This window comes from Terribacillus halophilus, from assembly GCF_900162685.1.
GTDB classification, from domain to species: Bacteria; Bacillota; Bacilli; order Bacillales; family Amphibacillaceae; genus Terribacillus; species Terribacillus halophilus_A.
This window is the reverse complement of sequence record NZ_LT727827.1, coordinates 177,878-191,339: the sequence shown is the minus strand read 5'-3', so window position 1 is coordinate 191,339 and position 13,462 is coordinate 177,878. Positions and strand designations below refer to the sequence as shown.

The following is a 13,462-nucleotide window of genomic DNA, read 5'->3' as shown; positions in this document are numbered from 1 at the left end:
AATACTATATTTAGGTCCAATTACTGAAAAAACATTGACGAATCGAGTAAGTTGCTTTTATAGTGAAATAGTAATAATACTTATATTTTTCGTCTTCGTATAATTTTGGGAATATGGCCCATGAGTTTCTACCAGGTTACCGTCATTAACCTGACTACGCTGACATTTCGATCTGAGTTACATACGCAGATGTGGTGTAGATAAGAAACGCTTCTTGCTCTTTGGGCAGAAGTGTTTTTTATTTGAAAGCTTATCCTGACCCCCCAACGAAGCAACAGGAGGAGTAACAAGCTATGAAACGTTTTTTCCGCTTTGACGAATTGAACACTTCTTACCGGACGGAGATCATTGCCGGCGTAACAACATTTTTGGCGATGGCATACATTTTGTTCGTTAATCCAAATGTTCTTTCTTTGCAAGGCATTCCAGATAATGCGCTGCCTGGTTCCGGCCGTATGGACCCAGGTGCTATCTTTACAGCAACAGCGATTGCTTCCGCAATTGGTACACTGATTATGGGTCTTTTTGCTAAGTTGCCGATTGCACTGGCGCCAGGTATGGGATTGAATGCTTTCTTCGCATTCACAGTTGTCCTAACTTATCAAATCCCTTGGGAAACTGCATTGGCTGGTGTATTTGCTTCCGGTGTAATTTTCATGGTTCTGTCTCTTTCCGGACTGCGTGAATTGCTAATCAATGCAATTCCGCCGAATTTAAAATTAGCGATGGGTGCCGGTATTGGTCTTTTTATCGCATTCATTGGTTTGAAAAATGCGAACTTAGTAGTTGCAAGTGAGGATACAGTTGTAGCGCTTGGCGATATTACAAGCGGTCCAGTTCTGTTAACAATCTTTGGCGTTTTTGTAACAGCTCTTTTAATGGTAAAAGGATTACGTGCAGCAATCTTCATCGGGATGCTGATTACAGCGGCTGCTGGTATGATTGCTGGATTGATTGCTCCGCCAACTGCAGTTAATGACGTTGTTGGTAGTGTACCTAGTCTAGCGCCTACATTCGGTGCAGCATTCGACCATTTTGGTGATATTTTCACCATCCAAATGCTGACGGTTATCCTGACATTCTTGTTTGTTGATTTCTTTGATACTGCTGGTACGTTAGTGGCAGTAGCTACTAAAGCAGGGTTAATGAAAGATGGCAAGCTGCCGAATCCAGGGAAAGCGTTGCTGGCCGATTCTGGTGCAACAGTTGCTGGTGCTATCATTGGTACATCGAATACGACGGCATATGTAGAGTCCACGACAGGCGTAGGTGCAGGAGGGAGAAGCGGCTTTACAGCTGTTGTCACAGCTATCTGTTTCTTATTGGCATTGTTCTTCAGCCCGCTGCTATCTGTCATCACGAACGAAGTAACAGCACCAGCTCTAATTGTTGTTGGGGTGCTCATGTGTTCTTCTCTAAAAGAGATTGAATGGGATAAAATAGAGTTTGCTGTACCAGCATTCTTCACGATCCTTATGATGCCGCTGACAGCAAGTATCGCAACTGGTATTGCAATTGGATTTATCTTCTACCCGCTAACATTGCTTGTCAAAGGTCGTGTCAAAGAAGTTCATCCGGTCATGTGGTTCCTGTTCGTGATATTCATTCTGTATTTCATTTACTTGGCATAAATAAAAGCCGTCCCAATTGGGGCGGCTTTTCTTATAGCGAAATATGACAATTCCTTAGGAGGATTTTCCCTTTGTGCGTTGTTTGCGAGGCTTGAGGGTATAATTGTATTATACTAACGAGAGATTAGAATCGTCTGTTTAGGCGAGGAGGAGGAAATTTACATGAGTAACCGCTCTGTGAAGCTGGCTTGGATTAGCTTACTTGCATTCATCGCAGTGATCGTCGTCAATTACCTGTCCAATGCCTTGCCGCTTGGAGGCAAAACGATGCAGCAATTATCAGATCAGCTTGGTGTGCTGTTTCAGCCAGCAGGTTATGCATTTAGTATTTGGGGGATTATTTATCTGTTTGTTTTTATTTGGATCATCCGTCTGTTTTTCCGGTCGACACGTGAAAAGGAATGGTATGGAAAAGCAGCAAGTGCATTCGTAGCCAGCTGTATTTTCAATATCGCTTGGTTGTTCAGTTTTCATTATCAGCTATTCAGTCTTTCCATTATCCCAATGGCTGCGCTGCTTATATCGCTGATCGTCTTGTATCAATCTGTTTCAACATCCCCAGACCGCGGAAAGTTTGATTTATTTCCGTTTTCCATTTATATTGGCTGGGTATCTGTTGCGACCATCTTAAATGTTGGTATTCTATTTGTATCACTTGGCGTCGATAATGTAGATGGATGGCTGTTGTCCGGTGAGGTTTGGACAATTATTCTTATCATTATTGGGGCTATCTTAGCAATTAGCTTTATGCATATATTCCGCGACAGTATTTATCCGCTCGTGTTTATTTGGGCATATGTAGCTATTGCCGCTGCCAGGGCAGAGAATTTTCCCGCCATTACAGCTGTAGCAAGCATTATGGCGCTAGTTATTCTCATTGCTATCCCGATTCATTTGTTTCGGCGCAAGCGCAAGCAATACGGCTATTGATTACAGTATGTGATAGCCTTTAAGGAGGAAGTAATTTGTTAGAAATACCACTCGTGATGGTGCTTATCATCTTTGTTGTGAATATTGTGTATGTTACCCTCAATACGTTGCGTGTTATCTTAACATTAAAAGGACGTCGCTATATTTCCGCAACTGTCAGTGTGTTTGAGGTTACAATCTATACAGTTGGTCTGGGACTTGTATTGAACAATCTCGACCAAATCCAGAATCTGATTGCTTATGCGCTCGGATTTGGTATTGGTGTCGTCCTCGGCTCGAAAATAGAAGAGAAGCTGGCTTTAGGTTATGTTACCGCCAACGTTATTTCCTCCGATCCGAGTATTGAGTTTACGAAGAAGCTTCGTGAGAAAGGGTACGGGGTTACGAGCTGGTTCGCATATGGCATGGAAGGTGACCGACTGGCGATGCAGATTCTGACACCGCGAAAATATGAACTCAAGCTTTATGAAACGATTCAGGAGATTGACCCAAAAGCATTTATTATCTCCTACGAACCGCGGCAAATCTCAGGCGGATTCTGGGTTAAAAGTGTAAAAAGGGAGCGAATTCGTCGAAATGGCAAACCAAAAAAAGATAACAAAGAAACGGTTTGAGCTTGGTGAGAATGAGTCAATCGATGCTTGCCTTGCCCGTATAAAAGCGGAGGGCTATATGCCGGTTCGAAAAGTAGAAGAACCAATCTTCCGTGAAACAACCGAAAACGGCGTAAAGAAGGTAGAGCCGATTGGGAAGAGCGTCATGTTTGATGCAAAGCCTCTAAAAACCGAACAATAAATATAACGATTTGATCATCGTTCGATTTTCTCATTGACGATAGGTATCAAAATTGTTATCATAATACATGCATGAAAGACACGGCTAGATTTGATAATATCGTACAGCAACTTAGCTGTATTTATAGATCACACCTCATATATTTCCGGAGATACGGTCCGGAAGTTTCTACCTGCTACCGTAAATGGCGGACTATGAGGGAAGATGGAACAGCCGAAGATCGGCTGGACGTGTGCATGATTATGAGCTTACAGCAATGTTAGCCTATTCATCTTCTCTCTGATTTTACGGGAGGGGTGAATAGGCTTTTTTTACGGCAAAAAAGAGGAAAGAGGGATTGGATTGGCGGAGATTGGAATCATCATGGGCAGCATCTCAGATTGGGAGACGATGGAGCATTCGTGCAAGCTATTGGAAGAGCTGGACATCGCTTATGAAAAAGAAGTGATATCAGCGCACCGTACTCCGGAGGATATGTTCGATTATGCGGCAGCAGCCAGGGATAGAGGGTTGAAGGTAATCATTGCCGGAGCCGGCGGGGCAGCACATTTGCCAGGAATGGTGGCCAGTAAGACAACATTGCCGGTAATAGGTGTACCAGTTCAGACGAAAGCGCTCGATGGCATGGATTCCCTTCTCTCGATTGTTCAAATGCCTGGCGGCGTACCTGTTGCGACGGTAGCCATTGGTAAGGCTGGAGCAAAGAATGCAGGCATCCTAGCCGCACAGATGCTCGGTATCCATGATTTTCGTATTGCCCAGCGACTAGCTGCTTATCAGGAAAGTATGAAGAAACAAGTTGCAGAAATGAGGAATCAGCTTGCGACCAAATAATAGCAAAACAATCGGCATTCTCGGCGGCGGTCAGCTTGGAAGGATGATGGCCACAGCTGCTAAACATATGGGGTACCGAATCGTTGTCCTCGATCCAACGCCCGATTGTCCGACAGCACAAGTAGCAGATAACCATATTAAAGCGGCTTATGATGATTTAACCGCCATCCGAGAACTTGCAAACATCAGTGATGTTGTCACCTATGAATTCGAAAATGTAGATTTGGAAGCAGCCAGATTACTTGAAGAAGCCGAGAAGCTTCCGCAAGGTTCTCGGCTCTTGGAAATCAGCCGAGACCGAGCGAATGAAAAGAATCTAATGAAGGATCTTCATCTGCCGTCAGCTCCTTTTGCAATTGTAAACGAGGAGAAAGAATTGCTGACTGAAATTAGAAGCATTGGTTTTCCGGCTGTTGTGAAAACATGCCGCGGCGGATACGATGGCAAAGGGCAGCTAAAACTGACTAGTAAGGATGATCTGCAAGAAGCGGCTGCATTTGTCCGGAAAAATGGGCGCTGCATACTCGAATCATGGCTGACATTTGATAGAGAAATATCCATTGTGCTCACAAGAGGTACAGATGGAGCAATTACTTATTTCCCAGTAGCCGAAAATGAGCACCGTGAACACATCCTGTCTCGAACAATTGTGCCAGCCGCTATTCCGGAAGAAGTAGCGGAGCAAGCTCGTGCAGCAGCGGGCAAGCTGGCTGAGGCGGCGGGAGTTGTTGGCACATTCACCGTCGAAATGTTTGTTGCTGGCAATCAATTGTATATGAATGAAGTGGCGCCTCGCCCGCATAATTCCGGTCATTATACGATTGAAGCTTGCACGGTATCGCAATTTGAGCAGCACATCCGCGCTATTTGCGGACTGCCACTTTTGCCGGTCCATTTTATCGGGGCCGCTGTTATGATAAATTTATTAGGAGAAGCGCTGGACCAGTATTGGCAATCTCCTGACAAACCGCTTGCTCATCTCCATGATTACGGCAAACAAGAAGCCAAGCCGAAACGAAAGATGGGGCATTTAACAATGGTTGGTACGTCAAGAGAGGTCTTGCTGGATGCAACCGACGCCTTTACACGATCACTAGGAGGAAACAAGGCATGATTGAACGTTATACAAGAGAAGAAATGGGTAAAATTTGGACAGACGAAAATAAGTACCGTGCATGGCTCGAGGTAGAAATCTTAGCATGTGAAGCTTGGAGTGACCTTGGCATTATTCCTGAGGCAGATGTCAAAGTACTTCGCGAAAACGCATCCTTTGATATTAATCGTATTTTAGAGATTGAACAGGAAACGCGACATGATGTAGTAGCTTTCACGCGTGCTGTCTCTGAAACGCTTGGGGAAGAGCGCAAATGGGTGCATTACGGTCTGACATCCACAGATGTTGTCGACACTGCCCTTTCCTATATATTGCTGCAAGCGAACCAAATCATCCGCAAAGGTATTGTCAACTTTATCGACATTCTGGAAGCGAAAGCGAAAGAACATAAGCATACTGTGATGATGGGACGTACACATGGTGTACACGCAGAGCCGACAACATTCGGTTTGAAGCTGGCACTTTGGTACGAAGAAATGAAACGCAACTTAGAGCGTTTTGATGCAGCTGCTGATACGATTCAATACGGCAAACTTTCCGGTGCGGTCGGTACATATGCAAACATCGATCCGTATGTAGAGAAATATGTTACGAAAAAGCTAGGCTTGAAGCCAGCACCAGTATCTACACAAACATTGCAGCGTGATCGTCATGCGCAATATATGAGCACATTGGCATTGATTGCAACAAGCATTGAAAAATTTGCAACGGAGATTCGCGGCCTGCAAAAAACAGAAACACGTGAAGTAGAAGAATTCTTCGCAAAAGGGCAAAAAGGATCTTCCGCAATGCCGCATAAACGAAATCCAATCGGGTCCGAAAACATGGTCGGCATGTCTCGTCTGATTCGCGGACATATGGTAACAGCTTACGAGAACGTTGCACTTTGGCATGAAAGAGATATCTCTCATTCTTCTGCAGAGCGTGTGATTTTACCAGATGCAACAATTGCACTTGATTACATGCTGAGCCGCTTCTCTAACATTGTGAAGAACTTGACAGTTTTCCCGGAAAATATGAAGCGCAATATCGACCGCACATACGGCGTTATTTTCTCACAACGTGTACTGTTAGCACTTATCGACAAGGGCATGAGCCGAGAGCAAGCCTATGATATTGTGCAGCCTAAAGCGATGGAAGCATGGGAAACACAGACACACTTCAAACAGCTGATCGAGGCGGAAACAGAAATCTCTGCTTTCCTTAGCCAGGAAGAGATTGATGATTGCTTCGACTATACGTACCACTTGAAGAACGTAGATCAGATTTTCCATAAAATTGGTTTAGAATAATACTTTGACAAACGGGGTGGAGAACGTGAAAGGTAAATTGCTGTATGAAGGAAAAGCCAAGCAAGTATTTCAATCTATGGAGGACGAGCAGCAGCTTGTGCTCTCTTATAAGAATGATGCAACAGCATTCAATGGCAAGAAGAAAGCGAGCTTCGAAGGAAAAGGCCGTTACAACAATCTGATCTCTGCTCATATCTTTGACTACTTGAAAGAGAAGGGCATTACTTCACACTTTATTAAGGCGCTTAATGAGACAGAGCAGCTAGTGCGGCAGACGTCCATTATACCGCTCGAAGTAGTTGTTCGGAATGTTGCAGCAGGAAGCATTATCAGAAGACTTGGTATTCCTGAGAAAACCGTTTTCCACCCCGTTTTGACAGAGCTTTACTACAAAGATGACAGTTTAGATGATCCGATTATCAATGACGCGCATGCGCTGTTGCTGACGGATCTGAATGAAGATGAGCTTGTTTTCATTAAGCAAGCAGCATTAGAAGTCAACCGGCATTTGCAGGCATTCTTCGATAGAGTCGGCCTGCAGCTGGTCGATTTCAAACTGGAATTCGGCCGCGATCAGAATGGCTCTATTCTTCTCTCCGATGAGATTTCACCGGATACGTGCCGGCTTTGGGATAAAGAGAGTGGCAGTAAGATGGATAAAGATGTGTTCCGTGAAGATATTGGGAATTTGATTGATGTATATGATGCAATTTTAAATCGACTGGAGGCAGCAAAATGAAAAAAGTCAGAATCTTCATCACGCTGAAAGAAGGGGTATTAGACCCACAAGGTAAGGCAGTACAAGAAGCACTGCAGGCAAATGGTTTTCCGGAAGTAGCGGATACGCGTGTCGGGAAATACATCGAAATGAGTTTGTCAGATAGTGCCGATGTAGCACAAGAAGTGCAGCGTATGTGTGACAAGCTGCTAGCCAATCCTGTGATGGAAGAATACAGCTACACAGTCGAGGAGGGCATCAAGTCGTGAAATTCGCTGTCATTGTTTTTCCAGGCTCCAACTGCGACCGAGACATGTATCATGCGGTCCGGGACGGTTTAGGAGAAGAAGCTGATCTTGTATGGTATGAAAATGCGAATCTAGCAGACTATGATGCTATTTTGCTGCCAGGCGGTTTTAGTTATGGTGATTATCTTCGCTCCGGAGCTATCGCGTCGGTATCAAACGTATTAAATCAGATTAAACAAAAAGCTGAAACAGGTACACCTGTCCTTGGCGTTTGCAACGGATTCCAAATTCTTTTGGAAACAGGTTTGCTGCCAGGAGCTATGCTGCGAAATGAAAAATTGAAATTTATGTGCCACTACGAAACATTAGTAGTCGAACGTAACGATACGCTATTTACAAGTGGTTATGAAAAGGGACAGGAAATTCAAATTCCCATTGCGCATGGTGAAGGAAATTACTATTGTGATGATGCAACGCTGGAGACGTTACAGCAGAATAATCAGATTGTTTTCACTTACAAAAATAATCCGAACGGTTCTCGAGCTAATATTGCCGGTATTGTCAACAAAGCAGGAAACGTACTCGGTATGATGCCGCATCCGGAACGAGCGGTTGAAGATCTGCTTGGTTCAAAAGACGGTTTAGCACTATTCCAATCTGTACTACACCACTGGAGGGAAATGTATGTTACAACAAGCTGAAATCAGCCCAGAAAAAATCGAACAAGACCGTCTGTATCGCGATATGGGTATGACAGATGAAGAGTTTCAATCTGTTAAAAACATTTTAGGCAGACAGCCAAACTTCACTGAAACAGGCATTTTCTCCGTTATGTGGTCCGAGCATTGCAGCTATAAAACATCCAAGCCATTATTGCGTAAATTCCCGACAAAGGGACCGCATGTGTTACAAGGACCCGGCGAAGGAGCTGGAATTGTTGATATTGGTGATGACAAGGCAGTCGTGTTCAAGATCGAGAGTCATAACCATCCTTCCGCGGTCGAGCCTTACCAAGGTGCCGCAACAGGTGTCGGCGGTATTATCCGTGATGTATTTTCCATGGGAGCGCGTCCCATTGCGCTATTGAATTCTTTACGCTTCGGCAATCTGACAACACCACGTGTGAAATATTTATTGGAGGAAGTTGTCCACGGTATTGCAGGGTACGGCAACTGTGTTGGTGTACCAACCGTCGGCGGTGAAATTCAATTCGATACAAGCTATGAAGGCAATCCACTAGTGAATGCCATGTGTGTCGGTTTGATTGAGCAGAAGGATATTCAAAAAGGAATCGCGGCAGGCGTTGGCAATACCGTGATTTACGCTGGTGCTCCAACTGGCCGCGATGGAATCCATGGCGCGACCTTCGCTTCAGAAGATTTGAGCGAAGAGTCCGAATCAAAACGTCCGTCCGTGCAAGTTGGCGATCCGTTTATGGAAAAACTGCTGATCGAAGCTTGTTTGGAAGTTATCCAGCATGAAGCGCTTGTTGGTATGCAGGACATGGGTGCTGCTGGTTTAACATCAAGTGCGAGCGAGATGGCTAGTAAAGCTGGCATGGGAATGGAAATGAATTTGGATCTTGTACCGCAGCGGGAGCTGCATATGACGCCTTACGAATTGATGTTGTCTGAATCACAAGAGCGCATGCTGCTCGTTGTGAAAAAAGGACAGGAACAAGGCATTATTGATGTATTCGAGAAATACGGCTTACAAGCTGTTGCGGTCGGAACAGTGACTGACGATAAGCAGTTCCGTTTGCTGCATCATGGGGAAGTTGCTGCTGAGATACCGGTTGATAGTTTGGCAGAAGATGCGCCAGTTTACTATAAAGACTCCAAAGTACCGGACTATTTCAAAGAGTTTCAAACAATTGATTATAAGCCAGCTGTCACAAACTATGCAGAAACGCTCAAACAACTGCTGCAGCAGCCGACCATTGCCAGCAAAGAATGGGTGTACGATCAATATGACAGCATGGTTGGTGCTGATACAGTGGTGGCACCAGGAAGCGACGCAGCGATTGTTCGCGTTCGTGGAACACAAAAAGCTATCGCAATGACGACAGACTGTAATTCTCGTTATATTTACTTGGATCCGGAAACAGGCGGAAAAATTGCAGTAGCAGAAGCAGCAAGAAATATCATCAGTTCTGGTGCAAAACCACTGGCACTGACTGATGGCTTGAACTTTGGAAATCCAGATAAGCCGGAGAACTTCTGGCAGATGGAAAAGAGTGTAGACGGCATGAGTGCTGCTTGTCTTGCATTGGAAACACCAGTCATCAGCGGAAATGTATCACTTTATAATGAATCTAACCAACAGTCTATTTTCCCGACGCCGATTGTCGGTATGGTTGGCTTAGTAGAAGACATCAAACATGTAACGACGAGCACATTTAAGCAAGCTGGTGATGCTATCTATCTAGTAGGGGAAACAAAAGCAGAGTTCGGCGGCAGTGAGCTGCAAAATCTGCTTGAAGAACGTTATTACGGGAAAGCTCCTGCTATTGATCTTGATACCGAAGCAAGCAATCAGCAAGCTGTGCTAGCTAGTATCCAGCAAGGATTACTAGCTTCTGCACATGATCTTGCCGAGGGTGGTTTGGCTGTCGCATTGGCGGAAAGCTTGTTTGACACAAAGCTTGGTGCACAAGTGACAGTAGAAGAAGATGCAACAGCATCACTCTTCAGTGAATCTCAATCACGTTTTCTAGTATCCGTTTCACCTGAAAAGCAAGCAGCCTTTGAAGAGGCTGTACCAGCGGCAGCACAAATCGGTGTTGTGACAGAAACAGCGGAGCTTACAGTTGTACAGGGAGACAAGACGATCATCCTAGAAGCAGTACCAACACTTGAGGCACTTTGGAAAGGAGCTATTCCATGCTTGCTGAAATCAAAGGCTTGAACGAGGAATGCGGCGTCTTTGCGATTTGGGGACATGAAAAAGCAGCAGAAGTAACGTATTACGGTCTTCATGCCTTGCAGCACCGCGGGCAGGAAGGTGCTGGCGTTGTGACAACAGACCGAGAAAATCTGCATTTGCACAAAGGTCTTGGCTTGATTAATGAAGTGTTTGCTGGAGGAGAGTTTAATAAACTGAACGGCAATGCGGCAATAGGTCACGTTCGTTATGCAACTGCAGGGGGCGGAGGCTATGAAAATGTGCAGCCATTGTTGTTTCGTTCCCAGAGAGATAGTCTCGCAATTGCCCATAACGGCAACCTTGTCAATGCATACGGATTAAAGCAGCAGCTGGAAGCACAAGGCAGCATCTTGCAAACTTCTTCTGATACAGAAGTGATTGCGCATTTGATTAAGCGCAGCGGTCAAATTGAATTGGATGAAGCGATCAAATCTGCACTCAGTATGGTCAAAGGTGCGTACAGCTTGACGATTCTCACAGAAACGCAAATGTTCGTTGCAGTAGATCCGAAAGGCTTGCGTCCCTTATCGCTCGGTAAACTCGGAGATGCCTGGGTTGTATCTTCGGAAACATGTGCTTTTGATGTAACAGGAGCGGAATATGTACGTGAAGTAGAGCCAGGCGAATTGATTACAATCAGCGATACCGGCCTGCATTCACAGCGCTTTTCCTCCACGTTGGAGCGGTCACTTTGTTCCATGGAGTATGTCTATTTCTCCCGGCCGGATTCCGATTTGAACGGTCAAAATGTGCATGCTTCCCGAAAAAAAATGGGTAAAGTGCTCGCACAGGAAGCGCCAATTGAAGCGGATGTTGTCACAGGAGTACCTGATTCCAGTATTTCAGCTGCAATCGGATTCTCCGAAGCTACTGGCATTCCATACGAGCTTGGATTGATTAAAAACCGTTATGTTGGCCGGACGTTTATCCAACCCTCCCAAGAGCTGCGGGAACAAGGCGTGAAGATGAAATTGTCTGCTGTACGTGGAATCGTGAAAGGCAAGCGTGTCGTAATGGTCGATGACTCTATCGTTCGCGGTACGACGAGTAAGCGGATTGTCCGCATGCTGAAAGAAGCTGGAGCAACAGAAGTACATGTGCGGATTGCATCACCGCCAATTCAGAATCCGTGTTTTTACGGCATTGACACGTCGACGACTTCGGAGTTAATTGCTGCGAATCACAGCATCGAAGAAATGCGGGAATTGATTGAAGCAGATTCACTTTCTTTCCTTAGCGTCGATGGTCTGCAGGATTGCATTGTTGGCGATAACGACGTCATGACACACGGCATCTGCAAAGCATGCTTTACAGGAAACTACCCAACTGAGATCTACCCGGATACTGTACTTCCGGCATACAAGTGTTAGGAGGCCAAGCATGAGTGAACTTTACAAACAAGCCGGCGTAGATGTGGAAGCAGGCTATCGCGCAGTGGATTTGATGAAAAAACATATCAAGCGTACGAACCGTCCAGAGGTCATTGGCGGTGTCGGAGCGTTTGCTGGACTATTTGATTTATCGTCGTTTTCTTATAAGGAGCCGGTACTTGTTTCTGGTACAGATGGAGTCGGCACGAAGCTGAAGCTGGCATTTGATATGAATCAGCATGATACAGTCGGCATTGACTTGGTCGCGATGTGTGTGAATGACATTATTGCACAAGGTGCACAGGCATTGTTTTTCCTTGATTACATTGCTTGCGGAAAAAATGAACCAGAGAAAATTGAACAGATTGTTAAAGGAATTTCTGATGGCTGTGTAGAAGCAGGTGCTGCTTTAATCGGCGGTGAAACGGCGGAAATGCCAGGCATGTATGCAGAAGACGAGTATGATTTGGCTGGTTTTGTTGTCGGTATCGGCGAGAAGTCAGAGCTCATCAGCGGAGCTGCTGTGCAAGCTGGTGACACAATCATTGGAATCGCATCAAGCGGTTTGCATTCAAATGGTTTTTCATTGGTTCGCCGCCTGCTAGAGGAGCATAATCTTTCGCTGGATGACGTATATGCACCGTTTGACCGTCCTTTAGGAGAGATCTTGCTTGAACCAACAAAAATTTATGCAAAAGCTGTCCGTGCTGTCCAAGAAAAAGTAGACATTCACGGTATTTCTCATATTACCGGCGGCGGGTTTCATGAGAATCTCCCTCGCGCGGTGCCGGAGCATCTGGGTGTACGCATTCAGACAGGCAGCTGGGAACTGCCGGCTGTTTATGAATTCTTGATGGACAAAGCAGATATCACTTTTGAAGATATGCTTGGCGTATTTAATACCGGAATCGGCATGGCGCTGATCGTATCGCAAGAAGAAGCAGACCAGTGCATGAGCTTACTTCAGGATGCTGGCGAGAGAGCCTGGATCATCGGCGAAGTGACAGAGCAAAACGGCGTGGAGTTCCAAGCATGATTGCAGCTGCTGTCTTCGCTTCTGGCAGCGGCAGCAATGCGGAGGCGATTGTGCAAGCTTCTGCATTACCATGCGCTGTTCGCCTGCTTGTTTGTGATAAGCCTGAAGCCCCAGTTATCCAAAAAGCAGCAGGTTGGAATGTAGACGTCTTAGTTTGCGATCCAAAAACTTTTCCAGATAAGCAAGCCTATGAACAAGCAATCCTAACGAAATTACATGACATGCAAATTGAGTGGATCTTTTTGGCGGGCTATATGCGGTTAATCGGATCTACCTTGCTAGAGGCATTTGCCGAACGGATCTTAAATATTCATCCATCCTTATTGCCAGCATTCGCCGGCAAAGATGCTATCGGACAAGCGTTAGCCGCTGGGGTAAAAGTGAGCGGTGTAACCATTCATTTTGTCGATAGCGGCATGGACACAGGCACCATTATCGCGCAGGAAGCAGTTCCTGTTTGCCCGGAAGATACACACCAAACCTTACATCAGCGGATACAGCAAATTGAGCACCGTTTGTACCCGGAAACGATTCGATACATACTTACACGAGAAGGAAAGGAATGACAG

General features: G+C 45.4%; 14 protein-coding genes and 2 riboswitches. All 14 genes read left to right on the top strand.

The window, feature by feature from the left end:
• The first annotated feature begins 75 nt into the window (after window positions 1-75).
• A riboswitch (purine riboswitch) is annotated at window positions 76-177 on the top strand.
• A gap of 116 nt (window positions 178-293) precedes the next feature.
• The 14 genes from B1K52_RS01890 (at window position 294) to purN (ending at window position 13,459) form a co-directional block, all read left to right on the top strand.
• Entirely contained in the window at window positions 294-1,631 is a 1,338-nt protein-coding gene (locus B1K52_RS01890; protein WP_077304774.1) for an NCS2 family permease, read from the top strand.
• 162 nt (window positions 1,632-1,793) lie between these two features.
• On the top strand, window positions 1,794-2,561 hold the full coding sequence (locus B1K52_RS01885) for a tryptophan-rich sensory protein (RefSeq protein WP_077304771.1): 768 nt from the start codon (window positions 1,794-1,796) through the stop codon (window positions 2,559-2,561).
• Window positions 2,562-2,596: 35 nt separating this feature from the next.
• On the top strand, window positions 2,597-3,175 hold the full coding sequence (locus B1K52_RS01880) for a DUF2179 domain-containing protein (protein WP_077304768.1): 579 nt from the start codon (window positions 2,597-2,599) through the stop codon (window positions 3,173-3,175).
• Complete coding sequence (locus B1K52_RS01875) at window positions 3,138-3,356, top strand: NETI motif-containing protein (protein WP_077304765.1); 219 nt, start codon at window positions 3,138-3,140, stop codon at window positions 3,354-3,356. Before B1K52_RS01880 ends, B1K52_RS01875 begins: the two co-directional genes overlap by 38 nt.
• A 115-nt stretch (window positions 3,357-3,471) precedes the next feature.
• A riboswitch (purine riboswitch) is annotated at window positions 3,472-3,571 on the top strand.
• Between the two features lie 127 nt (window positions 3,572-3,698).
• On the top strand, window positions 3,699-4,190 hold the full coding sequence (gene purE / locus B1K52_RS01870) for a 5-(carboxyamino)imidazole ribonucleotide mutase (RefSeq protein WP_077304762.1): 492 nt from the start codon (window positions 3,699-3,701) through the stop codon (window positions 4,188-4,190).
• Complete coding sequence (gene purK / locus B1K52_RS01865) at window positions 4,177-5,304, top strand: 5-(carboxyamino)imidazole ribonucleotide synthase (protein WP_256855818.1); 1,128 nt, start codon at window positions 4,177-4,179, stop codon at window positions 5,302-5,304. Before purE ends, purK begins: the two co-directional genes overlap by 14 nt.
• On the top strand, window positions 5,301-6,596 hold the full coding sequence (gene purB, locus B1K52_RS01860; protein ID WP_077304759.1) for an adenylosuccinate lyase: 1,296 nt from the start codon (window positions 5,301-5,303) through the stop codon (window positions 6,594-6,596). Before purK ends, purB begins: the two co-directional genes overlap by 4 nt.
• 25 nt (window positions 6,597-6,621) lie before the next feature.
• On the top strand, window positions 6,622-7,335 hold the full coding sequence (gene purC / locus B1K52_RS01855) for a phosphoribosylaminoimidazolesuccinocarboxamide synthase (protein WP_077304756.1): 714 nt from the start codon (window positions 6,622-6,624) through the stop codon (window positions 7,333-7,335).
• Window positions 7,332-7,583, top strand: coding sequence for a phosphoribosylformylglycinamidine synthase subunit PurS (gene purS / locus B1K52_RS01850; RefSeq protein WP_077304753.1), 252 nt, complete (start codon window positions 7,332-7,334; stop codon window positions 7,581-7,583). Before purC ends, purS begins: the two co-directional genes overlap by 4 nt.
• Window positions 7,580-8,263, top strand: a complete 684-nt coding sequence (gene purQ, locus B1K52_RS01845; RefSeq protein ID WP_077304750.1) for a phosphoribosylformylglycinamidine synthase subunit PurQ — start codon at window positions 7,580-7,582, stop codon at window positions 8,261-8,263. The genes purS and purQ overlap by 4 nt, the downstream gene beginning before the upstream one ends.
• Window positions 8,247-10,469 carry a phosphoribosylformylglycinamidine synthase subunit PurL gene (gene purL, locus B1K52_RS01840; protein WP_077304747.1) on the top strand — a complete coding sequence of 741 codons (2,223 nt, stop codon included), beginning with the start codon at window positions 8,247-8,249 and terminating at the stop codon, window positions 10,467-10,469. Before purQ ends, purL begins: the two co-directional genes overlap by 17 nt.
• Window positions 10,445-11,857 (top strand): amidophosphoribosyltransferase, encoded by a 1,413-nt coding sequence (purF, locus tag B1K52_RS01835; protein ID WP_077304744.1) that lies wholly within the window; start codon window positions 10,445-10,447, stop codon window positions 11,855-11,857. The genes purL and purF overlap by 25 nt, the downstream gene beginning before the upstream one ends.
• Before the next feature lie 10 nt (window positions 11,858-11,867).
• Window positions 11,868-12,893 (top strand): phosphoribosylformylglycinamidine cyclo-ligase, encoded by a 1,026-nt coding sequence (purM, locus tag B1K52_RS01830; RefSeq protein ID WP_077304741.1) that lies wholly within the window; start codon window positions 11,868-11,870, stop codon window positions 12,891-12,893.
• Window positions 12,890-13,459, top strand: coding sequence for a phosphoribosylglycinamide formyltransferase (gene purN, locus B1K52_RS01825; RefSeq protein WP_077304738.1), 570 nt, complete (start codon window positions 12,890-12,892; stop codon window positions 13,457-13,459). Before purM ends, purN begins: the two co-directional genes overlap by 4 nt.
• Window positions 13,460-13,462 lie beyond the last annotated feature (3 nt).

Coding starts and splice junctions, on each gene's coding strand:
- purF (WP_077304744.1), top strand. CDS start 10,445: ATGCTTGCTGAAATCAAAGGCTTGAACGAGGAATGCGGCGTCTTTGCG.
- B1K52_RS01885 (WP_077304771.1), top strand. CDS start 1,794: ATGAGTAACCGCTCTGTGAAGCTGGCTTGGATTAGCTTACTTGCATTC.
- purN (WP_077304738.1), top strand. CDS start 12,890: ATGATTGCAGCTGCTGTCTTCGCTTCTGGCAGCGGCAGCAATGCGGAG.
- purM (WP_077304741.1), top strand. CDS start 11,868: ATGAGTGAACTTTACAAACAAGCCGGCGTAGATGTGGAAGCAGGCTAT.
- purL (WP_077304747.1), top strand. CDS start 8,247: ATGTTACAACAAGCTGAAATCAGCCCAGAAAAAATCGAACAAGACCGT.
- B1K52_RS01875 (WP_077304765.1), top strand. CDS start 3,138: ATGGCAAACCAAAAAAAGATAACAAAGAAACGGTTTGAGCTTGGTGAG.
- purS (WP_077304753.1), top strand. CDS start 7,332: ATGAAAAAAGTCAGAATCTTCATCACGCTGAAAGAAGGGGTATTAGAC.
- purB (WP_077304759.1), top strand. CDS start 5,301: ATGATTGAACGTTATACAAGAGAAGAAATGGGTAAAATTTGGACAGAC.
- B1K52_RS01890 (WP_077304774.1), top strand. CDS start 294: ATGAAACGTTTTTTCCGCTTTGACGAATTGAACACTTCTTACCGGACG.